Annotated in this window: 19 protein-coding genes and 2 rRNA genes; 14 read left to right on the forward strand and 7 right to left on the reverse strand. The window is 62.7% G+C overall.

Annotated features, from left to right (window positions below):
- The first annotated feature begins 116 nt into the window (after positions 1–116).
- The 3 genes from rrf (NR164_RS28265) (at position 117) to NR164_RS28275 (ending at position 2,684) form a co-directional block, all read left to right on the forward strand.
- Positions 117–232, forward strand: a 5S ribosomal RNA gene (rrf, locus tag NR164_RS28265).
- A 109-nt stretch (positions 233–341) separates the two neighbouring features.
- Positions 342–457: ribosomal RNA gene (rrf, locus tag NR164_RS28270) — 5S ribosomal RNA — on the forward strand.
- A gap of 346 nt (positions 458–803) precedes the next feature.
- On the forward strand, positions 804–2,684 hold the full coding sequence (locus tag NR164_RS28275) for a methyl-accepting chemotaxis protein (RefSeq protein WP_079442568.1): 1,881 nt from the start codon (positions 804–806) through the stop codon (positions 2,682–2,684).
- A gap of 39 nt (positions 2,685–2,723) precedes the next feature.
- Here NR164_RS28275 and NR164_RS28280 read toward each other — a convergent pair whose 3' ends face one another.
- From NR164_RS28280 to NR164_RS28300, 5 genes are all read right to left on the reverse strand, one after another.
- Complete coding sequence (locus tag NR164_RS28280; RefSeq protein WP_079442569.1) at positions 2,724–3,182, reverse strand: SRPBCC family protein; 459 nt, start codon at positions 3,180–3,182, stop codon at positions 2,724–2,726.
- A gap of 19 nt (positions 3,183–3,201) precedes the next feature.
- On the reverse strand, positions 3,202–6,570 hold the full coding sequence (locus tag NR164_RS28285) for an amino acid adenylation domain-containing protein (protein WP_256823551.1): 3,369 nt from the start codon (positions 6,568–6,570) through the stop codon (positions 3,202–3,204).
- Positions 6,567–7,514 carry a diiron oxygenase gene (locus NR164_RS28290; RefSeq protein WP_046483732.1) on the reverse strand — a complete coding sequence of 316 codons (948 nt, stop codon included), beginning with the start codon at positions 7,512–7,514 and terminating at the stop codon, positions 6,567–6,569. The genes NR164_RS28285 and NR164_RS28290 overlap by 4 nt, the downstream gene beginning before the upstream one ends.
- The gene (locus tag NR164_RS28295; RefSeq protein ID WP_256823552.1) at positions 7,511–8,269 is read right to left on the reverse strand and encodes a DUF3050 domain-containing protein; all 759 of its coding nucleotides are present in this window, start codon (positions 8,267–8,269) and stop codon (positions 7,511–7,513) included. Before NR164_RS28295 ends, NR164_RS28290 begins: the two co-directional genes overlap by 4 nt.
- 379 nt (positions 8,270–8,648) lie before the next feature.
- Positions 8,649–9,347: a GntR family transcriptional regulator gene (locus NR164_RS28300; RefSeq protein WP_026139846.1), complete on the reverse strand. Its 699-nt coding sequence runs from the start codon at positions 9,345–9,347 to the stop codon at positions 8,649–8,651.
- Positions 9,348–9,679: 332 nt separating this feature from the next.
- Here NR164_RS28300 and NR164_RS28305 point away from each other — a divergent pair, with 332 nt between their 5' ends.
- The 8 genes from NR164_RS28305 (at position 9,680) to NR164_RS28340 (ending at position 18,527) form a co-directional block, all read left to right on the forward strand.
- Positions 9,680–10,573 (forward strand): TauD/TfdA family dioxygenase, encoded by an 894-nt coding sequence (locus NR164_RS28305; protein ID WP_256823553.1) that lies wholly within the window; start codon positions 9,680–9,682, stop codon positions 10,571–10,573.
- Between the two features lie 14 nt (positions 10,574–10,587).
- Positions 10,588–11,613 (forward strand): ABC transporter substrate-binding protein, encoded by a 1,026-nt coding sequence (locus NR164_RS28310; RefSeq protein WP_256823554.1) that lies wholly within the window; start codon positions 10,588–10,590, stop codon positions 11,611–11,613.
- Between the two features lies 1 nt (position 11,614).
- Positions 11,615–12,466: an ABC transporter ATP-binding protein gene (locus NR164_RS28315; protein ID WP_256823555.1), complete on the forward strand. Its 852-nt coding sequence runs from the start codon at positions 11,615–11,617 to the stop codon at positions 12,464–12,466.
- A gap of 12 nt (positions 12,467–12,478) precedes the next feature.
- Positions 12,479–13,327, forward strand: coding sequence for an ABC transporter permease (locus NR164_RS28320; protein WP_046385130.1), 849 nt, complete (start codon positions 12,479–12,481; stop codon positions 13,325–13,327).
- 72 nt (positions 13,328–13,399) lie between these two features.
- The gene (locus tag NR164_RS28325; RefSeq protein WP_046385129.1) at positions 13,400–14,356 is read left to right on the forward strand and encodes a LysR family transcriptional regulator; all 957 of its coding nucleotides are present in this window, start codon (positions 13,400–13,402) and stop codon (positions 14,354–14,356) included.
- Between the two features lie 107 nt (positions 14,357–14,463).
- A complete protein-coding gene (locus NR164_RS28330; protein WP_256823556.1) occupies positions 14,464–15,999 on the forward strand; it encodes an MFS transporter in 1,536 nt (511 codons plus the stop codon).
- Positions 16,000–16,026: 27 nt separating this feature from the next.
- Complete coding sequence (locus tag NR164_RS28335) at positions 16,027–17,085, forward strand: HlyD family secretion protein (protein ID WP_046385127.1); 1,059 nt, start codon at positions 16,027–16,029, stop codon at positions 17,083–17,085.
- On the forward strand, positions 17,082–18,527 hold the full coding sequence (locus NR164_RS28340; RefSeq protein WP_256823557.1) for an efflux transporter outer membrane subunit: 1,446 nt from the start codon (positions 17,082–17,084) through the stop codon (positions 18,525–18,527). Before NR164_RS28335 ends, NR164_RS28340 begins: the two co-directional genes overlap by 4 nt.
- Before the next feature lie 126 nt (positions 18,528–18,653).
- Here NR164_RS28340 and NR164_RS28345 read toward each other — a convergent pair whose 3' ends face one another.
- Both NR164_RS28345 and NR164_RS28350 read right to left on the reverse strand, forming a co-directional pair.
- The gene (locus tag NR164_RS28345) at positions 18,654–19,358 is read right to left on the reverse strand and encodes a DUF3142 domain-containing protein (RefSeq protein WP_046385125.1); all 705 of its coding nucleotides are present in this window, start codon (positions 19,356–19,358) and stop codon (positions 18,654–18,656) included.
- Positions 19,355–21,523, reverse strand: coding sequence for an outer membrane assembly lipoprotein YfiO (locus tag NR164_RS28350; RefSeq protein ID WP_256823558.1), 2,169 nt, complete (start codon positions 21,521–21,523; stop codon positions 19,355–19,357). The genes NR164_RS28345 and NR164_RS28350 overlap by 4 nt, the downstream gene beginning before the upstream one ends.
- Before the next feature lie 219 nt (positions 21,524–21,742).
- Between NR164_RS28350 and NR164_RS28355 the strand changes: the two genes are divergently transcribed.
- Genes NR164_RS28355 through NR164_RS28365 form a run of 3 tightly spaced genes read left to right on the forward strand, consistent with a single transcriptional unit; the run spans position 21,743 to position 25,871 of the window.
- A complete protein-coding gene (locus NR164_RS28355) occupies positions 21,743–22,459 on the forward strand; it encodes an efflux RND transporter periplasmic adaptor subunit (RefSeq protein WP_231590069.1) in 717 nt (238 codons plus the stop codon).
- Complete coding sequence (locus NR164_RS28360; RefSeq protein ID WP_046385122.1) at positions 22,456–23,775, forward strand: efflux RND transporter periplasmic adaptor subunit; 1,320 nt, start codon at positions 22,456–22,458, stop codon at positions 23,773–23,775. The genes NR164_RS28355 and NR164_RS28360 overlap by 4 nt, the downstream gene beginning before the upstream one ends.
- Positions 23,775–25,871 carry a biotin/lipoyl-binding protein gene (locus tag NR164_RS28365; protein WP_177033591.1) on the forward strand — a complete coding sequence of 699 codons (2,097 nt, stop codon included), beginning with the start codon at positions 23,775–23,777 and terminating at the stop codon, positions 25,869–25,871. The genes NR164_RS28360 and NR164_RS28365 overlap by 1 nt, the downstream gene beginning before the upstream one ends.
- Positions 25,872–25,881 lie beyond the last annotated feature (10 nt).

Genomic DNA, 25,881 nt, shown 5'->3' on the forward strand with positions numbered 1-25,881 from the left:
TGCGGTGTGTGAAGACGAAACGAACCGAAAGTTCGACTCTTACAAAACACCGAAAACTATCGCATACCCAATTTGCTGAAGCGAGGCCATCAGGCCACGACTCAGTACCCGAATTTCTTGACGACCATAGAGCATTGGAACCACCTGATCCCATCCCGAACTCAGCAGTGAAACGATGCATCGCCGATGGTAGTGTGGGGTTTCCCCATGTGAGAGTAGGTCATCGTCAAGATTAAATTCCAGAACCCCTGTTTGCTCGCGCAGACAGGGGTTTTGTTTTAGTAGAAGTCCACGAATTTCACTGGAGCGTTGCCAAGGCAACGGTCTGGTACACAGAATTTCTTGACGACCATAGAGCATTGGAACCACCTGATCCCATCCCGAACTCAGCAGTGAAACGATGCATCGCCGATGGTAGTGTGGGGTTTCCCCATGTGAGAGTAGGTCATCGTCAAGATTAAATTCCGAAACCCCTGTCTGCTTGCGCAGACAGGGGTTTTGTCGTTTAAGAGGTCTGCTTCGGTCGCACATCCGCTCAGCTGACTCCCTGCATCTGATCGATGCTCATCCGTCCTGGAAAACTGCAAGACTTTGCAGTTTCGGACGCCTTGTTTGTACCGCCGGTCTGTTTCCCACTCAAAAAGAGGATCTTTCTGACAAAACCTTAAGATTCCACTTCATTTGGCCGAAAGCCTGACGAGCCATGCGTGCACCGATTTGGAGCAGATCAAGCGTCTGCCCAGGCGTTACATGGAATGTTCCACCCAGCACGCTCCCCCCCTTTGGCAAAAGAAGTCGATGAAATGAATCTAAAGTTCAGTCATAAAATTCTGTTGGCCGCGTCAGGCGTCGTGGTCTTGGCCTTCGCGTTATTCACGTTGTACAACGATTACTTACAGCGCAGCACCATCAAACAGAACCTGGAGTCGTCCATCCAGCAATCCGGAGAACTCACCGCCAGCAGTGTGCAGAACTGGCTCAGTGGCCGTGTGCTGATACTCGAAAACCTGGCACAAAACATGGCTCACCAGGGCAGTGCTGCAGATCTTCCAGGCTTGGTTGATCAGCCCGCACTCACCTCGAACTTCCAGTTCACTTACGTCGGCCAAACCAACGGCGTGTTCACCCAACGCCCCGACGCAAAAATGCCCGATGGCTATGACCCGCGCCAGCGTCCTTGGTACAAGCAAGCCGTGGCGGCTGACAAACCGATGCTGACCCCGCCTTACATGGCAGCCGTGGGTGGGCAGATCGTGACCATCGCCATGCCGGTGAAAAAGAACGGCGAGTTGCTGGGCGTGGTCGGTGGTGACCTGAGCCTGCAAACGCTGGTGAAGATCATCAACTCGGTAGACTTCGGCGGCATCGGCCATGCGTTCCTGGTCAGCGGTGACGGTCAGGTCATCGTCAGCCCCGATCAGGGCCAGGTGATGAAGAACCTCAAGGACATCTACCCAGGCACCAGCGTCCGTATCGAGAAGCTTAACCAGGATGTTGTCCTCAACGGTCAGGATCGCATTCTGTCCTTCACCCCTATCGCCGGCTTGCCAGGTGCGGACTGGTACATCGGCTTGTCGATTGATAAAGACAAAGCCTACGCACCCCTGGGTAAATTCCGCACCTCCGCGCTGATTGCCATGCTGATTGCCGTGGTGGCGATTGCGGTGCTCTTGAGCTTGCTGATCCAAGTACTGCTGCGGCCATTGACCACCATGGGCGTTGCCATGCAGGACATCGCCCAGGGTGAGGGTGACCTGACCCGCCGCCTGGACGTGACCAGCAAAGATGAGTTTGGCGAGGTAGGCAGTGCCTTCAACCAGTTCGTCGAGCGTATCCACGCCTCGATTTCCGAGGTGTCCTCGGCAACACGCCAGGTGCATGACTTGTCCCAGCGCGTAATGGCGTCGTCCAACGCTTCGATCGTCGGTTCTGACGAGCAGAGCGCGCGCACCAACAGCGTAGCGGCGGCAATCAACGAACTGGGCGCCGCGACCCAGGAAATCGCGCGTAACGCCGCTGACGCTTCCCAGCACGCCAGTGGTGCCAGCGAGCAGGCTGACGATGGGCGCAAAGTGGTGGAGAAAACCATCCTGGCTATGTCGGAACTGTCGCAAAAGATCAGCCTGTCCTGCACCCAGATCGAAACCTTGAACGCCAGCACCGATAACATCGGCCACATTCTCGATGTGATCAAAGGCATCTCCCAGCAGACCAACCTGCTCGCGCTCAACGCCGCGATCGAGGCCGCCCGTGCCGGGGAAGCGGGTCGCGGGTTTGCCGTGGTCGCCGATGAAGTGCGCAACCTGGCTCACCGTACCCAGGAGTCGGCGGAGGAAATCCACAAAATGATTACTTCGCTGCAAGTGGGTTCGCGTGAAGCGGTGACCACCATGAATGCGAGCCAGACCTCCAGCGAAGAGAGCGTCGAAGTCGCCAACCAGGCCGGTGAGCGCCTGATCAGCGTGACGCAGCGGATTGTTGAAATCGACGGCATGAACCAGTCGGTCGCCGCCGCCACCGAGGAGCAGACCGCGGTGGTGGAAACCCTCAATGTCGACATCAACCAGATCAACCTGCTGAACCAGCAAGGCGTGGCCAACCTCAATGAAACATTGAAGGACTGTGACGCGTTGTCTCAACAGGCCAGCCGCTTGAAACAACTGGTCGACAGTTTCAAGATCTGACCTCAGCGGCATAGGAGCGAGGCCTCTCGCTCCTACTGCTTAGCCGAGCATTTGTCGGACATTTTCCAGTGCGCCGTCGGCGAAGTTCTGCATAAAGTGTTCGAACCCTTCCTGCGCGGTGTCAACCGGTTCGCCGATGAGCGTCCAGGTCGCCCTGGAGCATCCGCAGCCAAGTGGCTCCACACGCATTGCCGCCCACAAGCGGGCCACGCCCAAGGTGTTGTAGACCGTGGTCCAGGTCATGAACATGGCCTCTTCGTCACGGCTGTTGAGCTGCTCCACCGCACAATGGCCATCGTGGAAATACTTCGTGCGCAAAGCGCCTACGCCGGTGCCGGTCATTTCGATGTGCGACAAGGCGGGAATGAACGCATCAAAGCCTGCAAAGTCCCCCACCAAGCCCCACAGCCTGGCGGCCTCGCAGGTGACTACGACAGAGGCCACCACTGGTGTGCCCCGGGGGTTGCGGATCAATGTATCGGGTTGCAACGGTTTCATGAGGTTGTCCTGAGGCGGTTCAGAGAAAGCCGATGGCCTTGAGGTAGTCGCAGCCTTTGCCTAACAGCGCGGGGCTTTTCTCGGGGTACGGCTTACCCATTTCTTCCACGCCCCGGCGTGCGTTGTCGTGACGGATCATCGACGTATCGCCGATGTCTTCACCCAACCCGTCCAGGTAAAAACCCAGCACGCCAAACAGCGCATTTTCGCGGCCCACCGTTCGCAGTTGCCGTTGCCACTGCGCGATACTGACCCGCTCGAATGTGTAGCCGGCGTCGCGGAATGCATCGAGGTACTGCTCCCAGCTCAGGGGTTGTGGGTTATGCAGGTTGTACACGCTGCGCCCGGTTGCGAAACGAGCGCAGTGGAACGCGATGAAGCGTGCAAAAAAGTCCACCGGCATCAGGTCGAAGTTTGCCGCTAAGCGCGGAACCAGGCCCAACTGCAGCGAGCCCTTGAGCATCAGCATCAGGCGATTTTTCTGTGGTTGGCAAACACCGCTTTGGCTGTTGAAACTGATATTGCCCGGACGATAGATATTCACCCAGGCACCTTGCTCCAGCGCGCGCGCCGATAGCCGCTCGGCCACCCATTTGGACAGGTTGTAACCATTCTTGATGTAGATCGGCGGTGTCGCCGCAGCAGGCGACTCGAGGACCTGTCCCGCGGCGTCGATGGCGCTGCATGCCGAGAGTGTCGAGATGAAGTTGAAGACCTTTTTGCTGTGGGTTTCACACAGGCGCACGCATTCCAGTACCGGGTCGACGTTGTCTTTCACCAGCGACGCGTAGTCCATCACATGGTTGACCCGCGCCGCGTTATGCACCAGCACGCCAAAGTCCCTGGCGAGGCGCTCGTACACCTCGGCGGCCAGGCCCAGGCCAGGCTGGCTGACATCGGCGGCGTACACCTGCACCCGGCTCAGGTCCAGATGTTCCAGGCGGTACTCCTGCAACGCCTGGGTGAACCGTACCGTTGCCAGCTGGTTCGGCAGTTCCCGCACCAGGCATGCCACTTCGGTCGCACCGCCGGCCAGCAAGGCTTCGACAATGTGGACCCCGATAAAACTGTTGGCCCCCGTCACGATCACTTTGCGGCGATCACCGGCGCGGTCCTCGGGCAGCACCTCAAAAGCCGGTTCCCGCTGTGCGTCTTGAACCGCCTGGCCGACGGGTGCGGCAGCGCGCGGGCCGTCCTCCAGCAGCGCCGCGAGCGTGCGAATGGTCGGCATTTCAAAAAAGCTGTTCAGGGGCAGGCTGCGACCAAATTGTTCGCGAACCCGCAGCAGCAGGCTCGACAGCAAAATGGAGTGGCCGCCGACGTTAAAGAAGCTGTCATCGATGGACAACGTGCCCGTGGGAAGCTGCAACAACTCATGCCACAGCCCCAACAGCTCAACCTGCAGCGGCGTTTGCGCGGCCTTTACGGTGTGATTCGAAGGGCGCTGCACCGGCAGTTGCAACAAGGCCTGGCGATCGACTTTACCGTTGCTCGCGTAAGGCAGGCCGGCGAGTTCGATCCACCGCTCGGGTTGCATGTAATCAGGCAGCCACTGCCGTGCATGCTGCTTGAGGTCGTCCATCGTGGCACCCGGTTCCGGCTGGGCGACCACACCGCGAATCCTGCGATCACCGTCGATCACCACCGCCACCTGGCGGAACAGGCGGCTGGCACGCAGGCACTGTTCGATCTCCTGGGGTTCGACTCGAAACCCCCGAATCTTCACTTGCTCGTCCCGACGCCCGCCCAGCTCGATGCCGTCGCCGGTCCACTTTGCGTAATCACCGCTGCGGTAGGCGCACACGGGTTGTCCTCCCGGCAGTACCAGTTCGACAAAAGCGTCGTCGCGCAGTTGTGTTGCGTTCAAGTACCCCAGGCTCACGCCCGGCCCGACGATGTACAGCTCGCCCATCACCTGTTCGTCCACCGGCTGTAAATGCTCATCGAGTATCAGCACCTGGCTGTTGGCGATGGGACGGCCGGCGTTGCGATTGCTGTCCCCGGGCCGCAACGTGCGATGGGTGACCAGCACCGTGGCTTCGGTGGGGCCATAGAGGTTGTGCAACTGGCATTGGCCGGCCAGTCGTTCGATCACATAGGGTTCACAGGCATCGCCGCCGGTCAGCAGGTGCGTCAGGCCCAGCGGTTGGTCCAGCGGCAGGATGCTCAGCAGCGCCGGCGGCAGGAAGGCATGGGTGAGCCGCTGCTGGCGGATCAGTTCTACCAACTGCAGCGGGTCGCGTCGTTGCGCCTCGCTTGGAACAATCAACTCGGCGCCGGCAATCAGGCTGGGGAAGATATCCATCAGCGAGGCGTCGAAGCTCAACGAAGCGAACTGCAGTACCCGACTCTGTTCGTCCAGCCCCATGCAACCGCCGAACCAGGCGGTGAAATGGGCCAGGTTGCTCTGGCTCAGCAACACGCCTTTGGGGCGGCCGGTAGTGCCCGAGGTGAAGAGCACCATGCACGGTGCATCCGGGGAGGGGCGATGCTGCAGCAACGGTGACGTGTCGTGCTGATCGAGCGCATTGACATCCAATGAAACGAAGTGCTCGCGCAGTGGGTGGCCGCCATCATCCAGCAACAGCCTGGCTCCCGCGCTGTCCAGCATGGCCTGTTGGCGTTGCGCCGGATGATCCGGTGCCAGCGGCAGGTAAACCGCGCCACAGCCCAGCACCGCAAGAATGCTGGCATACAACGCCGTTGTTTTTTCCAGGCACACCCCGACCACCGGTGGTACCTCGAGGCCTTCCAGCAGTGGGCCGAGGCGTTGCTGGATCGCCCGTGCTTGAGCGTGCAATTGCCGGTAGGTCAGCACACGGCCGGCAATGTTCAGCGCCGGTCGTGCGGCGAAGGTGAGCAGGCTGGCTTGCAGTCGTTCGATCATCGGCACCTGCGCTGCCTGCAGCAATTGCACATCGGCGGTGTGATTGAACCGATGCACGAACGCCAGTGCCTCCAGCTTTTGCAAGCTGTGTTCGGGCCAGGCATTGGTGCCGGCCGCGGCGGGGCAATACTCCGGGTCGCGGGCGAAGCCGCTGACCAGCACGGCGACCCATTCCACCAGCGCGCTTGTCGCTTGCAGGCGCAGTCGCTGGCCATTGCCGCTGGGCGCGTCGGCAAGGTCCAGCACGGCCAGCAAGCATTGGCCGGCGGCATAAGCGCGTAACTGTAGCCGCGGCAACCCATGCTCCGTCAGCGGGCCGACGCCCAGGCGCAGGCTGATGCGTGGAGCGGCGGCCAGGTGCGCGGGCAGTGACTCGCTACCGTCCTCGATCACCAGGTCGGCAACGTCATGCCCCGACAGATGACCATACTGTTCCAGCTCCACCCTCACCGCATCCAGGGCACGGCTGATACCCAACCATCCAATTGTCAGGCGCCTCATGCCGCTCTCCCGGCCACCGGCAGATAGTCGGCCAATGCCAGGGCCACGCTCGGTGTCTGCAGCAAACCGCTGTGTTGCAGAAAGCCCATGATGTTACCGATCAGCGGGTGGTGGCGGGTGATGGGGAACTCCAGTGCCGCCATGTCGGCCCGCAGCGCATGGCGAACATCAGCGCTGACGTCCAACTGATCGATCAGTTGCAGGTCGAAGGATTTTTGCAGCTCGTTGGTCAGGTAATGCGCCAGAAAGATGGGCAAGACCGGCGCAATGCTGTCGCGGTCAGCCGGGCTTGCCGCCTGCCAATAGAGGCGCACCAGGCGTGTCCAGAACTGCCCATGGCGCCCTTCGTCGAACAGGTGATCGGCCATCAAGCCACGGATGGAGGCCTTGACGCTGTCGTCCCTGGAAAACGCCGCCACGTCATGGGTCACGGTGTTTTCGGCAATGGCCACGGCAATCAATTCCACCGCATCGCGCAGGTGCGCCGGGGCTTGCGCCTGCGCCGCCGGCAGGGCGCGGCTCAGTTCGATCTGCCCGGGCAGATCCAGCGGTGATATACCGGTCATCTTCACGGTCTGTTGCAGGAAGTCCAGCGCGACCAGGGCGTGATAGTCCTCGTCCACCACGACGGTCATCGCGTCATAGCGACACACAAGGGGGAAGGGCAGGGCGAAACGGTTCTTGGCGATGTTGCGCGCGGTCCTGTCGACGATCTCGGTTTCGAAAATCACCACGTCATTGATGAATTTGTAGAAGCTTTGCAACAGCACGAAGTCGCGCCACTGCGGGCAATGTTCAAGAAAGGTCGCGCTGAGGACCAGAGGTTGGCGGCACAGCGGATAGATCAGTTTGTCGTCGTTTTCCAGCAGGCGGCGAGGGCGTGTGCGGATGGTGGCGCGGCGTTCCCAGTCTTCGGCGATGGAGCGGTAGGCGCTGATGTTCATGGGCGCACCTGTTGCAGCAAGGTGTGTACGTCGTCCCAGAGCTTGATGCGGTTTTCCACGGCGTTGACCGCGGTTTCAGCCGCCTGTTGCTGGCGCTCGGGCGCGCTGTCGGTAAGGCCCTGGAGCATCCTCTGCGCCCCTGGCTCGTGGTCTTGGGTGTCCAGTTCGATGTGGCGGTTGAGGTACTCGCCCAAGGTTGGCGCCTGGCTTCTGATGATCTCACTGCCCTGCAACAGCCGTTCGAACATGCTCGGGATAATGCTTTCGCGGCCGTGCAGGAAGGCGGCGGCCACACAATGGGTGGGCGCATTCAACGCGATGTGCAACGTGCTGGCGACGAAGCGGGCCACGCCGGGCAGCACATCGACCTGGCCCAGGGCGGCATTGGCCTCGACGCCCCGACGTTGCAGCGTGATGAACGTATCGATGGCGTGGGTACTGGCGCCCACTTCGAGCATGGCTTCGCGGTACAGCTCGAAGTGGCTGCAATGACCGCGCCGGGGGTGTTCGTCCGACTCCTCGCCCAGCACGATTTCGTTGATCAGGCGGGCGGCTTGCGGGTCGGTCGGCGGGAGCCAGGGTAATTGCGTACAGGTCAGGTCCCGTTGCAGGCGTTTGGTGAGGCTCATGAAGTCCCAAACGGCAAATACATGGTTTTCCATAAAGATTTGTAACTTGCCGAGTGAAGTTATTTCTTCAAATAACGGATGGCTGCATAACTGCAGTTTTTTTTGTTTAAGTAAACCTTGATACATAGTTGATGCCTATAAGTTGTTGCGACTGCTCTGAAAACAGTGCTGGGCTTTTGCAGCCCAAAAGCGGACAGATAACGTTTAGCCAAGCAGCGCGCGCAGCGCTGCCCAAACAAGGGTTCGTGCAGGCTGTTGAGGTGCTTGGTTTATTGAAGAAAGATAATAAGCCGATTAAACGTTTGGGCGAGCTTATAAATGTATCAGATGTTTTTTCGAAAAGATTCCGATTGTGGGTAAGTTATATTATTAAACGTGGGAAGTTTCTCGAGCATTAGCAGGCATTACGCAGCCGAATAGTTTTAACCGGGGCGTCTTGATGCAGGTTCTGCCAACAGCGAAGGTCGCCCCGCAACGCTTGATCGGTGAAGCAGGCTGGGAAAGTTCAGTTGCCGGTCGCCTCAAGGCCCTTGAGGTAAGTGCTGATGACCTCCATGCCTCGCATCAAGTGATTGCGCAACGTCAGGATACTTTCGTCGACCTTCTTCTGCGCCACCAGGCTCAGCAGTTCGCGGTGATCTTCCTGGGACGTCTCGCCGAGCCCCATCGCCTCAAGGTTGAAACGCAGGAAGCGCTCCTCTTCATTCAAACCGTGTTCGACCAACGTGAGTAGCCGCCGGTTGGGGGCCTTGCCATACAGCGCCATGTGGAACAGGCGGTTGAGCCGGCCGATCTCGGTATAGTCTTTCTCTTGTTCCAGCGCCGTGATGAAGGCATCGGCCTGGGCAATGTCGTCTGCGCTGAGCAACGGAATCGACAAGCGCAGCGCTTCGGACTCCAGCAGCATGCGCAGGGCGTAGGTCTCGGCCGAATTGTCTTCGATCAGCGGTGCAACCACCGCCCCCTTGTGCGTCACGACGTGCAGCAACGACTGGGCTTCCAGCTGCCGAAGGGCTTCACGCACGGGCATGCGACTGACGCCGAACAGGCTGGCCAGCTCCTGCTGGCGCATGGCGGTACCACAAGGCAATCGGCCATCGAGGATGGCGTTGCGCAAGGTTTCTTCGATTACGGAACGAGCAAGATGGGCGGGAATAGGCCCGCTGACCTTGATACTGCTCAAAGGGCTCGGCTTTTGCGTCACGGCTACGCTAGCCTCCTCATAGAATGGCAATGGCTTATTGGATCCAATGCACACTAGAGATTGCCTACAGGCTTGTCAAACGAGCAAGGTTTTCGGCTTGTAAGCGGCTAAACACGCCACTCTGGGTGCCCACATCGAGCTTTTGCGGTGTCTTACACGGTGGTGTCGGATTGCCCTGCATTGAACACTTCACCGCCATCGTTTGTGCCATTCCCGCCGCCCAGCGCAGGGTTTCGTCGGTGCATTCCTGTCTATGAATATTCTCTAACGGTATTTAAAATACAGTTCTTATATCTATAAAGTTACTCTCCTGTCCGATCGGGAGTGAACTCATGTCAGCCACCTCTACTGTTCCAGCAGCGATCCCTAACGCCCAAACCTTCGAGATTCGCCCACTTCCCGGCAGCGTGGGGGCCGAGATCATCGGCCTGGATTTGTCCCGCCCGGTCAATGACGAGGATTTCGCCCGCATTCACCGCGCGCACCTGGATCACCATGTGGTGGTCTTTCGCGACCAGCGCATCACCCCCGACCAGCAGATCGCCTTCAGTCGCCGCTTTGGCGTGCTGCAGATCCATGTGCTCAAGCAGTTCCTGCTGGCCAACCACCCGGAAATCCTGATCGTCTCCAACATCATCGAAAACGGCCAAGCCATCGGCCTGGGCGATGCGGGCAAGTTCTGGCATTCGGACCTTTCCTATAAAGAACTGCCGAGCCTGGGCTCGATGCTGCATGCCCGGGAACTGCCAGCCGAAGGCGGCGACACCTTGTTTGCCGACATGCACAAGGCCTGGGACCACTTGCCCGAGCACCTGCGCAACGCCGTACACGGCCGCAGCGCTGCGCATTCCTACACCGCGCGTTACAGCGAAACCAAATTCGAAGGCAACTGGCGCCCGACACTGACCCCCGAGCAGCTCGCCCAGGTCGCCGAAGTGGTCCACCCGATTGTGCGTACCCATCCGGAAACCGGCCGCAAGGCGCTGTTCGTCAGTGAAGGCTTCACCACCCGCATCGTCGGCCTGCCGGAGGACGAAAGCCGCGACCTGCTGGCCCAGCTCTACGCCCACAGCGTGCTGCCGGACAATATCTACCGCCACCACTGGCAGCCCCACGACTTGGTGTTCTGGGACAACCGCTCGCTGATCCACCTGGCTACCGGTTGCCCGAGCCATCTGCGCCGCAAGCTGTACCGCACCACCATCCAGGGCGACGCGCCTTTCTGATTCGGAGCATGACCATGTCCAGAAACATTCCATTTGCGCGGCTGGCCGCCACGTTCGGCCTGGGTATCAGCCTGCTGGCCGGCAGCCTCGTCGCCCCGGCGGTGGCGCAGGCTGAAGGTGAGATTCGCATCGCCGAGCAGTTCGGCATCGTCTACCTGTTGCTCAACGTGGTGCGCGACCAGCACCTCATCGAAAAATACGGTAAGCAGGAAGGCCTCGATATCCAGGTCGACTGGACCCAACTCTCCGGCGGCGCGGCCGTGAATGATGCGTTGCTCTCCGGTTCCATCGACATTGCCGGTGCCGGCGTCGGGCCGCTGCTGACCATCTGGGACCGTACCCGCGGCAAGCAGAACGTCAAGGCCGTCGCCTCCCTCGGTAACTTTCCCTACTATTTGGTGAGCAACAATCCCAAGGTCAAGACCATCGCCGATTTCACCGATAACGACCGCATCGCGGTACCGGCGGTGGGTGTGTCGGTGCAGTCGCGCTTCCTGCAATACGCAGCTGCCAAGCAGTGGGGCGACAAGCAATTCAATCGCCTCGATCAGTACACCGTCGCCGTCCCGCACCCCGACGCCACGGCGGCGCTGATCGCCGGCGGTACCGAGCTGACCGGGCACTTTTCCACCCCGCCGTTCCAGGACCAGGCCCTGGCGAACCCCAATGTGCATGTGGTGCTCAACACTTATGACCTGCTGGGCCCGAACTCGCCGACGGTGTTGTTCGCCACTGAAAAATTCCGTAACGACAACCCGAAAACCTACAAGGCATTCGTCGATGCGCTGACCGAAGCCGCGCAGTTCGCCCAGCACGACAAAGGCGCCGCCGCCGACACTTACATCCGCGTGACCAAGGCCAAGATCGACCGTGCCGAGCTGCTGAAAATCATCGACAACCCGCAATTCGAGTTCAGTGTCACGCCGAAAAACACTTACCCGCTGGCGGAGTTCCTCTACCGCGTCGGCGCAATCAAGAACAAGCCGGAATCGTGGAAGGACTACTTCTTCCAGGACGCCAAGCCCCTGCAAGGAAGCTGAGATGAACGCGCCCCTGCAAGGCCACACGGCCAGCAACCTGCCCACCGCCACTGCGCTGCTGGCGGTGGATAACGTCAGCCTCGAATACCGCACCCCCGAGCACGTGGTGCGGGCCACGCACCAAGTCAGTTTCGACATCGACCCGGCCGACCGCTACGTGTTGCTCGGCCCGTCGGGTTGCGGCAAATCCACCTTGCTCAAGTCCATCGCCGGGTTTATCCAGCCTTGCGAAGGGGAGATCCGCCTGCTGGGGCAGAGGGTCGAACAGCCCGGTCCAGACCGCATCGTGGTGTTCCAGGAATTCGACCAGTTGCCGCCGTGGAAAACCGTCAAACAAAACGTCATGTTCCCGCTGCTGGCATCGAACACCCTCAAGCGGCGGGACGCCGAAGAACGCGCGTTGCACTACCTCGACAAAGTCGGCCTCGGCGCCTTTGCCGACGCCTATCCGCACACCCTCTCCGGCGGCATGAAAGCCCGCGTGGCCATCGCCCGCGCCCTGGCGATGCAGCCGAAAATCCTGTTGATGGACGAACCCTTCGCCGCCCTCGATGCGCTGACCCGCCGCAAGATGCAGGAAGAGTTGCTGCGGCTCTGGGAAGAGGTGCGTTTCACCTTGCTGTTCGTCACCCACTCCATCGAAGAGGCGCTGGTGGTGGGCAATCGCATCCTGTTGCTGTCGCCCCATCCCGGGCGCGTGCGCGCGGAAATCCACAGCCATCAATACGATCTGCACAGCCTTGGCGGTGCGCAATTCCAGGCCTCGGCGCGAAGGATTCATCGCCTGCTGTTCGATGAAGCGCCCGAAGCCGAACGTGAGTTGGGCTTCGCCGATATCCGCATCGCTTACTGAAGGGCCCCTCCCATGCGCCAGGAATATGAAGTCACCCTCGAACCGCTGCTCAGCGTCCCCGTGGAGCGCGAGCTGCCCCTGCGCCAACGCGTGTGGCAACAAGGCTGGTTGCGCAAAGGGTTGATCCTGATCGTGCTCGCGATCCTCTGGGAAGCGGTTGCGCGCTACCAGAACAATGACCTATTGCTGCCGAGTTTCTTGCAGACGTTTCACGCGCTCTACGACGGGCTTCTGAGTGGCGAGCTGCTGAGCAAAGTCAGCATTTCGTTGGTGGTGCTGATCAAGGGTTACCTGATCGGCATTGTGCTGGCATTTACCCTGACCACACTGGCGGTCTCGACCCAACTGGGCCGCGACCTGCTCAGCACCCTGACCTCGATGTTCAACCCGCTGCCGGCGATTGCGCTGTTGCCGCTGGCGCTCTTGTGGTTTGGCCTGGGCCAGAACAGCCTGATTTTCGTGCTGGTGCATTCGGTGTTGTGGGCGTTGGCGCTCAACACCTATTCGGGGTTTCTCGGCGTGTCCGAAACCCTGCGCATGGCCGGTCGCAACTACGGGTTGAAGGGCATGCGCTTCGTGCTGTTCATCCTGATCCCGGCGGCACTGCCGTCGATCCTCGCCGGCCTGAAAATCGGCTGGGCATTCGCCTGGCGCACGCTGATTGCCGCCGAGCTGGTGTTCGGCGCCACCAGCGGCAAAGGCGGCCTGGGCTGGTACATCTTCCAGAACCGCAATGAGCTGTACACCGATAAGGTTTTTGCCGGGCTGGCGGTGGTGATCCTGATCGGCTTGCTGGTGGAGAACCTGGTGTTCGACACGTTCGAGCGGCTCACCGTGAAGCGTTGGGGCATGCAGCGTTGATGCTGTAGCCCCACGCGACATCCCTGTTACGATTGCGCCCAGTTCACTCCCTATCGATCACGAGTGCTTGGCATGCAACTACCGGACATGAACCTGCTGGTCGCTCTCGACGCATTGCTCGACGAGGGCAGCGTGGTCGGTGCTGCGCGGCGGATGAACCTCAGCCCGGCGGCGATGAGCCGCACCCTCACGCGTATTCGCGAGGCGGTGGGTGACCCGATCCTGGTACGCGCCGGGCGTGGCCTGGTGCCGACGCCCAAGGCGCTGGCGTTGCAGGGCCAGGTGCGCAGCGTAGTGGAACAGGCGGCGCTGCTGTTCCGTTCGGCGGATCAGGTCGACCTGAGCACCCTGCGCCGGCGCTTCAGCGTGCGGGCCAACGACTTTTTCATCGGTGTGTATGGCGGTCGTCTGTTCGACACCCTGGAGCGTTCGGCACCGTTATGCGAGCTGTGCTTCGTGCCCGAAGGCGATACCGACGACGAAGCGCTGCGCGAAGGGCGCCTGGACTTGCGGGTGAGCAATACCCTGCCCGCCAGTCCCGAAGTCAAGGTGCAGAACCTGTTCTCCACCACCTTCGTCGGGCTCGCGCGGGAAGATCATCCCTTGTTCGATGAGGAGATCACCGCCGCACGGTTCGCCAGCTATTCCCACATCAGCATCTCGCGACGCGGCATCGCCCGAGGGCCGATCGACACTGCGCTCAATGCCCTGGGCCTGGAGCGCCACGTGGCAATGATCGCCCCGGGTTTTCACGGCGCGATGTTCATGTTGCCCGACTCCGACCTGTTGCTGCCGGTGCCCAAGGAAGCGCTCTACAGCGTCAATCGCTTGAAGTTGCCGTTGCGTGTGTTCCCGTTGCCGATTTCCCTGCCGACCCTGGTCCTGGCCCAATTCTGGCACCCGCGTTTCGACAAGGACCCGGCCCACAAATGGCTGCGCGAAACCCTGCGCGAGAGTTGCCACGCCACCTGGTTGGAAGCCCAGCCTGCCCAGGCTTTAAGCATGCACGATCAAGGGTGGAAGGGGTGAGCCCAGGATTGCGTCCGGCGCACTTATAACCTTCCGATAAGTAACTTTTTGTCATGAATGTGCCCGATTAAACTGCTCGGGTATTTCTCATCCCGAGTTACCTGTTCATGACGTCCCTCGCTGCCCCGGCCCCCCTGGCCGCGGCCAAACCCACTGCCCCGAGCCCGCCCGTGTTCGGCCCGCGTATCATCGTTGGCCTGGTCGGCGTTTTGCTCGCGGTGTTGGTGTCCGGTCTCAACGAGATGGTCACCAAGGTCGCCCTCGCCGATATCCGTGGCGCGCTGTACATCGGTTTTGACGAAGGCACCTGGCTGGTCGCGGCCTACACGGCCACTTCCGTAGCGGCCATGGCGTTTGCGCCCTGGTGTTCGGTGACGTTTTCTCTGCGCCGTTTCACCCTGTGCGCCATCGGCCTGTTCACCGTGCTCGGCATCCTGTGTCCGTTTGCGCCGAACTACGAAAGCCTGCTGCTGTTGCGCACTGTGCAAGGCCTGGCGGGCGGCGCGCTGCCGCCGATGCTGATGACCGTGGCGCTGCGTTTTCTGCCGGCCAACGTCAAACTGTATGGCCTGGCCGGCTACGCGCTCACGGCCACCTTCGGGCCGAGTCTGGGTACGCCGCTGGCGGCGTTGTGGACCGAATACGTCGGCTGGCAATGGGCGTTCTGGCAGATCGTCGGGCCGTGCCTGCTGGCAATGGCCGCCGTGGCTTACGGCCTGCCACAAGACCCGCTGCGGCTGGAGCGCTTCAAGCAGTTCAACTGGCGCGGCCTGCTGCTGGGTTTTCCGGCGATCTGCATGCTGGTGATCGGCCTGTTGCAGGGCAACCGCCTGGACTGGTTCGAGTCGGGCCTGATCACCGGCCTGCTGGGCGGCGGCGCATTGTTGCTGGTGCTGTTCATGTTCAATGAATGGTCGCACCCGATGCCGTTTTTCAATTTGCAGATGCTTGGCCTGCGTAACTTAGCGTTTGCCCTGATCGTGCTCGCGGGGGTGTTGATAGTGCTGACCTCAGTGATCATCATCCCGTCGAGTTTCCTTGCCCAGGTTCAGGGTTACCGGCCGCTGCAAACCGCGCCGCTGATGTTGCTGATGGCGCTGCCGCAATTGATCGCGCTGCCGCTGGTGGCGGCGATGTGCAACCTGCGTTGGGTCGATTGCCGTTGGGTGCTGGGGATCGGGCTGGGTCTGTTGGCGCTGTCTTGCATCGGCAGTGTGCACCTGACGTCGGCGTGGGTGCGCGACGATTTCTATGGCCTGTATCTGCTGCAAATCTTCGGCCAACCCATGGCCGTGTTGCCGCTGCTGATGCTCTCCACGGGCAGCATCCAACCGGCGGACGGGCCGTTCGCTTCGGCCTGGTTCAACACCGTCAAGGGGCTGGCCGCCGTGATCGCCACCGCCGTTCTCGATGTGCTGACCACCCGGCGCCTGCATTTCCACTCGACTGTGCTGGTCGACCGCCTGGGCAACTCGCCACTGGCCGACAGCGACGCGCAGGGCCTGGCCCAGCGCCTGCACGCGCAGGCCGTGGTGCTCACTTCCTCGGATCTCTATTACGTCATGGCGGTTGTCGCGGCGACGTTGATCCTGCTGATTTTCTGGATGCCCACGCGGATTTTTCCGCCCCGCGCGCCGACTTGATTGCTCACCGAGCCCTAAGGACTTTCCATGAAACGCAAAGACAAAATGGCTGTCTCCGCCATCGCTGTGTTCGCCGTCGGCGTGCTGCTGTACCAGGCTGTGCCGGGGCTGCTGGGCAGCCAGCGCCAGACCACCAATGACGCCTTCGTCGCCGCCGACTTCACCCTGGTCGCACCCCGTGTGGCCGGGTTTATCAAGGAGGTGTTGGTGGAAGACAACCAGCGCGTCAAGGCCGGCCAGTTGTTGGCGCTGATCGACGACCGCGATTTTCGCGCCGCCGCCCAGGCTGCCGATGCGGATATGTTGGTGGCCCAGGCTCAACTGAAAAATGCCACCGCCACCCTTGAGCGCCAAAGCTCGGTGATCACCCAGGCCCAGGCCACGGTGGCGGCAGAGCGCGCCGAAGTCGCCTTCGCCGAACACGAACTGAACCGCTACAACCACCTCGCCGGTGTCGGTGCGGGCACTGTGCAGAACGCCCAGCAAGCCAGGACGCGCATCGACCAGGCCACCGCGCGCCTGACCAATGCCACGGCGGTGCTGGCGGCCGAGCGCAAGCAGGTGGAGATCCTCAGCGCCTTGCGCGACGCCGCCGCCGGTGGACTCAAACGCGCCCAGGCCGCTCTGGAAATGGCCAGCTATCAGTTGTCCTATACGCGCATCGTCGCGCCGCTGGATGGCATGGTCGGCGAACGCGCGGTGCGGGTCGGCGCCTACGTCACGCCGGGCAGCAAAATCCTCGCGGTGGTGCCGTTGGCCGAGGCATACGTGGTCGCTAACTTCCAGGAAACCCAGCTTCTCCATATGCATGCCGGCCAGGCCGTGCAGGTGCGCGTCGACAGCCTCGACGGCGAGTTGCTCGACGGTCACCTTGAAAGCCTGGCACCCGCGACCGGGGTGACGTTCTCCGCGGTCAAACCGGACAATGCCACCGGCAACTTCACCAAGGTGGTGCAGCGCATTCCGGTGAAGATCGTCCTCGAACCCCACCAAGCGCTGACCGAACGCCTGCGCGTCGGCATGTCGGTGGAAGCCAGCGTCGACACTCGGTCCGTTGCGCAACAGCGTGAGGTGGCCCAGCAATGAGACAGGTCGCCTGGCTTACCTTGAGCCTCATCAGCCTGAGCGCCTGCAGCGTCGGCCCGGATTTTCAGCGGCCACAAGGCCTGCCCATGGCGCAATGGGCCGAACCCCAGGGCCGTCAGGCGGCCAGTCGCGCGGTCAGCGATGCGCTGCAAGAGCGCTGGTGGGACGTGTTCCATGACGAGCAACTGTCGGCCCTCACCCGTCGCGCCCTCACCGATAACCTGGACCTGAAACTGGCCAGCAGCCGCCTGCAACAAAGCCGCGCCATGCGCCAGGTGATCACCGCCGAACGTTACCCCAATGTCGAGGCCACGGGTGGCTCTCAACGCAAACGCAACAGCGGCAAAGGCTTGAGCGACCCTTCCGGCGAAAATGGCCGCTCGGCGTTCAGCCAATGGGACATGGGCTTCTCCGCCTCCTGGGAGCTGGACTTCTGGGGCCGCGTCAAGCGCGAAACCGAGGCCGCCGACGCCACCCTGCACGTCGCCGAAAACGACCGCCGCGCCGTGTTGCTGTCGGTGCTGGCCGAGACCGCCCAGGACTACATCCAACTGCGCGGCGTGCAGAACACCCGCGCCGTCACCGAACAAAACCTTGCCGTCGCCCGCCGCAGCCTCTCACTGTCGCAACTTCGCCTGGCTGACGGTGTAGCGACGGACCTGGACGTGGCTGAAGCCGCCGCCCAGGTTGCGGCCATCGAAGCGCGCCTGCCGGATTTGCAGCAACGCCAGGACCAGTTGATCAACGCTCTCAGCCTGCTGATGGGCGAACCGCCGCAAGCCCTGCATGCGCAACTGTCCGGGGACGCGGCCGTGCCGCAGACCCCGCGTCAGGTCGCCATCGGCCTGCCTTCGCAACTCGCCGAACGCCGCCCCGATATCCGCCAGGCCGAAGCGCGCCTGCACGCCGCCACCGCCAGCATCGGCGTGGCCCGGGGCGACTTCTACCCGCGCATCACCCTGTCCGGCAGTCTCGGCTCCCAGGCCATGCAACTGTCGGACTTCGGCTCCTGGGGCTCCCGCGCATTTGCCTTCGGCCCGCAATTCAGCCTGCCGCTGTTCAACGGCGGGCGCTTGCAAGGCATGTTGAACCTGCGCGAAGCCCAGCAGCAGGAAGCCGCGCTGGCCTACCAACACACCGTGCTGCGTGCCTGGCATGAAATCGACGATCAACTGACCCGCTACAACACCAGCCAACTGCGCCGCGACAGCCTCGCCGAAGCGGTGCGCCAGAACCAGATCGCCCTGTCCACCGCGCAACACCAGTACGTCGAAGGCGTGGTGGATTTCGTCAACGTACTCACCGTGCAAAGCGCGCTGCTGACCACGCAAGAGCAGTGGGTGGAAAGCTCTACCGGCGTGTCGTTGGCGATGGTGGGGTTGTATAAAGCGCTGGGCGGCGGCTGGGAGTCGGTCTACCCGTTGACGGACGTTCGACGCTGAAATGGGAAAATCTTCTCGTCATTTCCTGCGAGGCGAAGATTTAGAAAGGGGTCGAGGTTAGCCCGGGCCTCCGCTGGAGCAAAGACGCATGGCTTCTTGCATATTTTAATTGGGCGTCAGGATTGATCAGGGGTTGCGCAAAAACACCACATACCCGCGAAACCACTCACTCCCCTTCAAATACCCCGGCGCCGTCCATTCCCCGCCCTGGATCAAGCCGATCTTGAACGGCAGCCCCAGCCGATTCATCCGTGGCAGATACGCGGCGTAATCCGGGATGCTCTGGCGCCCCTGATACGTCTGCACCACCACCTCATCCACCACGCCGTTGAGCCGGGCGATGGCGGTTGGGTCGGCGTTGCTGCTCCAGTCCATCAGGCCGGTGATGCTCAGGCGCAGGTCGGCGGGCAGGCGCTGGCGCAGGTCGCGCAGGAAGTCGGCGTATTCGTGCAGGTACTGGGTGCGGGCGTCGAAGTCGATCTGGATGCCGATCACCGGGTTGCCGGCGTCGCGCCAGCGTTGTACCTGGCCGAGCAGTTGGGTGTAGACGCGGTCCGGCCAGCGCAGGGTGTGGGCGCGGTAGACCAGCCAGATGTCGCCCTGGGTGATGCGCGGCACGCTTATGCCCTGGGCGATCAATTGCACGCCGCGTTGGGGCGCGCGGCGGGTGGCGTTGATCTGGCCCTGGAGGATGTACAGGGTGTTTGCCTGCTTGAGCACCGGCTGCGGCGTGACCCCGCTCCACAGCCAGAAGGCGTCATAGTCGCGGGCGTCGACCGCGCCGAAAGCCGGGCTTGCCAGCAACAGCAAGCCGAGCCACAGCGGTTTCACCAGTAGTACTGCAGGGATTTGCCCCACTGCGTGTCGGCAAAGCCCGTCTTGAGTTGACGGAACCAGGCCTTGCGCACGGCCGGTGCGACGTCTTCGCCGCCGCAGCTGTTATAGCCGGCGGGCGCGTAGCAGTTGATGGCGCGGAACAGCGCGTAGGCTTTGTCGGTTTTCGGCGCCTTGGGGTTGCCGATCACCTGTTGGTAGCCGTCGAGCCGCGAGAAGGTGTCACCCTTGAAGTCCGATGGCGTACTGCCCAGGCTGCCGGCGGCGCGTGCCTGTTCAAGGGGCATGCCGTCGAGGTTGTTGCGCAGGATGAACTCACCGAAGCAGTTCAGGCCCTGTGGGTTTTTCGCGTCGTTCTGCAAGGTCGCGGCGGTTTGCGCAATGCTCGGGCAGACGTAGCCGGATTCAGCTTTTTCGCCGTTCCATTGGAACAGTTTCAACGTCTGGCTGGCGCTGTAGACATAACCCAGGCTGGTGCCCAGCTTGTCGTCCGGGGCCGACGCCGGCAGTTGCTTGAGGTCGTCGTCGAAGGTGGCGAACTGGCCGCGCAGCAGGTCTTTATAGAGCAGCACGAATTGGGCGGTCTGGCGCTCCAGCGGGTCATGGGCCTGGGCGATCTGTTGGCGCAGCAAGTCCGGCCCGGCGATGTGGCGCAGCAGGATGTAGCGCACCTGTTTGGCGCTGATCGGCGAATCGGCGGCGAACACCTTGGCCAACTGGCCGCTGTGTTCGTAATTCATCGCCAGTGCCAGCTCCAACTGGTCGCGTTGCAGCGGTTGTTTGGCCAGCGGCAGCAGTTGCAGCCACAGGGTTTCGGCGGCTTTCCAGTCTTGCTTGGCTTCCAGGGCCAGGCCGCGCAGGGTCTGTTGGCTGAAGGCGAAGTAATCCGGGTTCGACGGCACGTCCTGGGGCAGGTGTTTCAACGCGTTGTCGGGTTGATGCTCGACGTACAGGGCATACGCCGCTTGCAGGTAGTCGAACAGCGCCGGCGTGTCGGCAAACACGGCTTTTTGCTGATCGAGGTCGGCGCGGCTGAGGGCCGGCGGCGTGTGAGCGCGCATCCGCATCAGGTCGCTGACGAGCAGGATCATCGGGTTCTGGACTGCCTTGCCGTTGACCATCAGCAGCTTGACGTCGGCTTCGGCCACCAGCTCATCCACGGACACATTGCGCTGCGCATCGGTGGCCTGGGTCAGTTGCCAGGCATAGGCCTCGGCGAGCTTGGCTTGATCGTCCGCCAACCAATACACCCGGCGCAGCAGGCCACGGGCGGAGGCGACGTAATCACCCTGTGGATAAGTCTTCAGGTAACCGAGGAAGCCTTCTTCGGCGTCGCTCAGGGCGGACTTATCCACATGCTCGAGTTGCGGCATGCCGTATTCGTCGAAGGCGTCGGCCTGCGCCTGGTTCAGTGACGTCCGCGCGGTCATGTACAGCGCGGTTTCCTTCAGCCAGGGCACATTGCTGGTGCTGGCGCCGGCGAAACCGCGCTCGGCGTCGCTGAAACGGCCGCTATAGAAGTCGGCGGCAGCCTGCAGATAAGTGCGGAACAATTGGCCTTCGCTGGATTGGATCTGCTGTGCATCCAGCACTTGGCCTTCCCAAGAACAGGCCGTGAGCAATTGCAAACGCGCCTTCACCAGTAGCTCGCGTTCGGCTGCCGGCATGTCGGCCTTGAGCACCTGGCGGATAAACGCGGTGGCGCTGTCATCGTCGTTGCTGCGGCAGCGGCTGCCTTCGCCATTCAGGAAGTCAGCCCCCGCCGATTTGTATTCGTCGCGCTTGATGCCCAAAGGCTGGAGCAGGGTGTCGAGTTCGGCGCTGGGCGAGGTGTGCGATGTGTTATCCGCTTCGGCCGGCGCGGCGGCGATCGGCACCAGGCGGTACACCGGGAACGGCACCGGACCGAAGCCTTGGGACAGGTCGTCCTCGCTCAAGGCGTTCGGTGCCAGGGGCGCGGCTTTTTTGTCGGCCAGTAACAGGCGCAGGTTGGTTCGGCTGTCATTGCCGGGGCTCAGGAACGGCAGGTTGTTGCAGGTGTCCAGGCTGTCCCGCGAGACCCTCCAGTCGGGGTAGCACGAGTCGTCGGAGCTGGCGAGTGCCGGCAGGGCGAGACCGGCGAGCAGGGCCAGTGCCAGGGGTGACAGAAAACCGATGTGCATGACGTGTCCTTGATCCTGAGTCCTTGGAGGTCGGCAATCATAACGTGATCCGGCGAAGGCTTCGGCAAAGGCCTACAAAAAATGCTGATTTGTCTGACTGGGGGTAGTGGCAATTTAACTCCGCTGCCCTAGACTGCGCACATCGTCAGGGAGGTCGAATGTATGAAGCAGTTATGTAGATCGGTACTGGGATTTTCCTGCTTGGTGAGCCTGGCGCCGATGGTCATGGCGGACGATCCGCTGTTGGACCACGCGCCCGCAGCGGCCGTCAGCGCCGACAGCGAAGCCCGTGGTGTATTGCGCGCCCGTGACCAGGCGATGCTTGCCAGTGAATTGTCGGGGCGGATTGTCGAACTGCCGTTCAGCGAGGGCGAGTCGTTCAAGAAAGGCGACACCCTGGCGCGTTTCGATTGCTCGGCCTACCAGGCCCAACTCAATGCCGCCTCGGCCGCCAGCCGTGGCGCCGGCGAAGAACTGGCTCACAACAAACAACTGGCGGCGCTGAATTCGGTCGGCCGGTTCGAAGTGGCCCGCGCCGAGGCCAAACTCACCGAAACCCAGGCCCAGTCCCAGGTCTATCAGGTGCAGGTCAAGCGCTGCAGCGTGCTGGCGCCGTATGACGGCCAGGTGGTGCAGCGCAAAGTCCAACGTTATGAAAGCGTCTCGGCCGGCGCGCCGCTGCTGGAAATCGTCGACAACCGCAGCCTGGAGATCCACCTGCTGGTGCCGTCGCGCTGGATGGGCAAACTCAAGCCCGGGCAGACGTTCAGCTTCACCCCCGACGAAACCGGCCAGGCATTCAACGCCACCGTCAAACGCCTTGGCGCGCGCATCGACGAAGGCAGCCAGACCCTGTTGCTGGTCGCGACCTTGCCCAATGCCAGTGGGTTGATGGCCGGCATGAGCGGCACCGCGCACTTTGCACAACTGCAATGAACGCACCGATGACGGGCAATGCCGAGCGGGTATTCGCGCAGTTTCTCGAGTTGGAACGCCAGACCCGCGCCGCCCACAGCACTGAGCAATTGGCCTACAGCCTGGTCAACGATGGGCAACCGCTGTTCGGCTATCGCCATGCGGCGCTGTTGATCGCCGGCAAGGTGCGGGCGGTGACGGCGGTGAGCAGCGTCGACCCGAACGCGCCGTTCGTGGCCTTCGTCGAGCAGGCCGTGGCCCAATTGCACAAACACGGGCTGGGCCAGACCGCCCGGGAAGTGCCGGCCGCGCAATTGAGCGCGCAACTGCAGGCCGACTGGCAGAGCCTGTCCGCCGGCCATGTGTTCTGGTTGCCCTTGATCGACCCGCAAGGCCGCGTGTTCGGCGGTGTGTGGCTGGCGCGGGATACGCCCTGGAACCCGGCCGAGCAAGTGCTGCTGGCGCAGTTGGGCGACACCTACAGCCACGCTTGGCGTGCGCTGCAACCGCGCCAGCCGTGGCGCCTGCGCCTGACCCGCAAACGCCAGGTGCTGGTGGTCGTCGCGTTGCTGCTGATGCTGCTGATTCCGGTGCGCCAATCGGTACTGGCGCCCGCCGAAGTGGTGCCGTTGGCCGGCCAGGTGGTAGCGGCGCCGCTGGACGGGGTGATCGCCGAGTTCCTGGTCAAGCCCAACCAGACGGTGAAAACCGGCGACCTGCTGCTGCGCTTCGAAAGCACCACCCTCACGGCCCAGGCCGATGTGGCCGCGCGTGCCCTGGGCGTGGCCGAAGCGGAGCTCAAGGCCAATTCCCAGCGCGCCTTTGCCGATGCCGAATCGAGTTCGCGTATCGACCTGCTCGCGGCCCGGGTCGAGCAAAAACGCGCCGAGCGCGACTACGCCCGCGAACTGCTCAAGCGCAGCGAAGTACGCGCCGAGCGTGACGGTATCGCGGTGTTTGCCGACGCCGAACGCTGGACCGGCAAACCGGTACAGACCGGCGAGCGTCTGCTGCAGATCGCCGACCCCGGCCAGGCAGAGTTGCGCATCGAACTGGCGGTGGGCGATGCCATCGCATTGGCGCCCGACGCCCAGGTTGCGCTGTTCCTCGACAGCGACCCGTTGCAGCGCCACCTCGCCACCTTGCAACGCGCCGCCTACGAGGCGCAGCCCACGCCCGGCGGGCAACTCGCCTATCGCCTCGATGCGCGCTTCGATGAGGCACCGCCACGCATCGGCCTGCGCGGCACGGCGAAGCTCTTCGGTGAGCGCGCGCCCCTGGCCCTGTACCTGTTGCGTCGGCCATTGGCCGGCTTGCGCCAGAGCGTTGGCCTCTGATGAACCTGCCCCCACTGCGCGAAGACCTGCAACTGTCCAGCGCCGGCGCGGCCCTGGACGGCTCGCCGCGCTGGACCCTGGCCGACCCGGTGCGCGGGCGTTACTTCAAGCTCGGCGCCACCGCCATTCGGCTGCTGCGCCACTGGTCCCTGGGCGACCCGCAACACGTCCTGCAAGCCGCCAACCGTGAGCCGGGCCTGCCCCTGGGCGCCAGCGAAGTGGATGAGCTGCTGAGCTTCCTGCGCGCCCATGACCTGATCGCCGCGCTGGACCCGCAGCAACGTGCCAGTTACGCCTACAAGGCCGCCGCCCGTAAGCAAAGCCTGTGGCAAATCCTGCTGCACCAATATTTGTTCTTCCGCATCCCGCTGTGGCGCCCGGACGCGTTCCTCAACCGCGCCTGGCCGTGGCTGGCGCGCTTCGGGCCGGGGCTGTTGCGCTACGGCTTGCCGCTGACCCTGGGCCTGGGCGTGTTTCTGGTGGCGCGGGACTGGCAGCGCTTTCTGGCGACGTTCCCGCACCTGTTCAGCCTCGGCGGTGCCTTGGCGTTTGGCGTGGCGCTGTTCTTCGCCAAGCTGTGCCATGAATTCGGCCATGCCTTCATGGCCAAGCGCGCCGGGTGCCGCGTGCAAAGCATGGGCGTGGCGTTCATGGTGTTGCTGCCGATGTTCTACACCGATGTGAGTGACGCCTGGCGGGTCAATGATCGGCGTGCGCGATTGCTGATCGGCGCCGGTGGGGTGATGGCCGAGTTGTTGCTGGCCTGCGTGGCCTTGCTGGCCTGGTCGCTGCTGCCGGACGGCGCGGCGCGCACGGCGGCGTTCATGCTGGCCAGTGCGACGTGGCTGACCACCCTGGCGATCAACCTCAACCCGTTCATGCGCTTCGATGGTTATTTTTTGATCAGCGACCTGTGGGGCGTCGACAACCTGCAAGGTCGCGCCTTCGCCCTTTGCCGCTGGCGCCTGCGCGAGTGGTTGTTCGGCTATGGCGAACCGGCGCCGGAACCCTGGGCGCCGAACATGCAACGGCGCCTGCTGTGGTGGGGTTACCTGGCCTGGTTGTGGCGGGCGGCGCTGTTCCTGGGGATCGCCCTGGCGGTGTATCACCTGTTCTTCAAGCTGCTGGGGATCTTCCTGATGCTGGTGGAACTGGTGTGGTTCATCGGCCTGCCGATCTTCAAGGAGTGGCGCGAATGGTGGAGTCGCCGCAGCCAGGCCCATGCGCCGCGGGTGCTGCTCAGCGGCCTGGGCCTGCTGTTGTTCGTGCTGGCCCTGGTGGTGCCGTGGCGCAGTGCCGTGGAGTTGCCGAGCATGCTCGAGGCCGGGCGCGCCAGTGCCTTGCACGCGCCGGTGGCGGCGCGGGTGAAACAGTTGCGGGTGGTGGATGGGCAAGTTGTGACCCAGGGCCAGGTGCTGATCGAATTGGAATCGCCGGATTTGGATGCGCGGCAAAGCATCGTGCGCCGCGAAGTGGAGATCCTGCAGTTGCAGATGCGTCGCCAGGCCGGACGCAGTGAAACCGCGGCCGACGCCGGGATCAACGATCAGCGCCTGTCCCAGGCCCTGGCCGAATACCGCGGGCTTGCCGCCCAGCGCGAACGCCTGCTGTTGCGTGCGGCCCATGCCGGCACCGTGCGCGACGTGCTGCCGCAATTGAGTGTGGGCCGCTGGCTGTCGCCTAAAGACGCGCTGGCGCGAGTGGTCGAGGAGGGCGCGCGCCTGCGCGGGTATCTGGCGGAAGCCGAGCTGTGGCGGGTGACGCCGGGGGCGAGCGGGCGGTTTATCGCCGATGACCCGATGCGCGCCGCCATCCCGGTGGTGCTGACCGATATCGATGCCAACGGCGTGGCCTATCTGGACCAGGAAGCCCTGACCTCCGACCACCACGGGCCGATTGCCGTGCGCCGCGACGAAAACCAGCGCCCGGCGCCGGTGCAGGCGCAGTACGGCGTGCGGTTGCGCAGTGCGCAACCGATCGCCACCCCCCATCAACCGCTGCGCGGCGTGGTGGTGTTGCAAGGGCGCAGCGAGTCGGTGCTGGGCGTGGCCTGGCGTCGAGCGGCGGCCTTGGGCGTGCGGGAAAGCGGATTCTGACAGGAGTGCA

The sequence above is a fragment of the Pseudomonas sp. Pse79 genome (assembly GCF_024519615.1).
Lineage (GTDB): Bacteria > Pseudomonadota > Gammaproteobacteria > Pseudomonadales > Pseudomonadaceae > Aquipseudomonas > Aquipseudomonas veronii.

Excerpts from the sequence above, each read along its gene's own strand:
- NR164_RS28275 (WP_079442568.1), top strand. The coding sequence starts at position 804 with ATGAATCTAAAGTTCAGTCATAAAATTCTGTTGGCCGCGTCAGGCGTC.
- NR164_RS28280 (WP_079442569.1), bottom strand. The coding sequence starts at position 3,182 with ATGAAACCGTTGCAACCCGATACATTGATCCGCAACCCCCGGGGCACA.
- NR164_RS28285 (WP_256823551.1), bottom strand. The coding sequence starts at position 6,570 with ATGAGGCGCCTGACAATTGGATGGTTGGGTATCAGCCGTGCCCTGGAT.
- NR164_RS28290 (WP_046483732.1), bottom strand. The coding sequence starts at position 7,514 with ATGAACATCAGCGCCTACCGCTCCATCGCCGAAGACTGGGAACGCCGC.
- NR164_RS28295 (WP_256823552.1), bottom strand. The coding sequence starts at position 8,269 with ATGTATCAAGGTTTACTTAAACAAAAAAAACTGCAGTTATGCAGCCAT.
- NR164_RS28305 (WP_256823553.1), top strand. The coding sequence starts at position 9,680 with ATGTCAGCCACCTCTACTGTTCCAGCAGCGATCCCTAACGCCCAAACC.
- NR164_RS28310 (WP_256823554.1), top strand. The coding sequence starts at position 10,588 with ATGTCCAGAAACATTCCATTTGCGCGGCTGGCCGCCACGTTCGGCCTG.
- NR164_RS28315 (WP_256823555.1), top strand. The coding sequence starts at position 11,615 with ATGAACGCGCCCCTGCAAGGCCACACGGCCAGCAACCTGCCCACCGCC.
- NR164_RS28320 (WP_046385130.1), top strand. The coding sequence starts at position 12,479 with ATGCGCCAGGAATATGAAGTCACCCTCGAACCGCTGCTCAGCGTCCCC.
- NR164_RS28325 (WP_046385129.1), top strand. The coding sequence starts at position 13,400 with ATGCAACTACCGGACATGAACCTGCTGGTCGCTCTCGACGCATTGCTC.
- NR164_RS28330 (WP_256823556.1), top strand. The coding sequence starts at position 14,464 with ATGACGTCCCTCGCTGCCCCGGCCCCCCTGGCCGCGGCCAAACCCACT.
- NR164_RS28335 (WP_046385127.1), top strand. The coding sequence starts at position 16,027 with ATGAAACGCAAAGACAAAATGGCTGTCTCCGCCATCGCTGTGTTCGCC.
- NR164_RS28340 (WP_256823557.1), top strand. The coding sequence starts at position 17,082 with ATGAGACAGGTCGCCTGGCTTACCTTGAGCCTCATCAGCCTGAGCGCC.
- NR164_RS28350 (WP_256823558.1), bottom strand. The coding sequence starts at position 21,523 with ATGCACATCGGTTTTCTGTCACCCCTGGCACTGGCCCTGCTCGCCGGT.
- NR164_RS28355 (WP_231590069.1), top strand. The coding sequence starts at position 21,743 with ATGGTCATGGCGGACGATCCGCTGTTGGACCACGCGCCCGCAGCGGCC.
- NR164_RS28360 (WP_046385122.1), top strand. The coding sequence starts at position 22,456 with ATGAACGCACCGATGACGGGCAATGCCGAGCGGGTATTCGCGCAGTTT.
- NR164_RS28365 (WP_177033591.1), top strand. The coding sequence starts at position 23,775 with ATGAACCTGCCCCCACTGCGCGAAGACCTGCAACTGTCCAGCGCCGGC.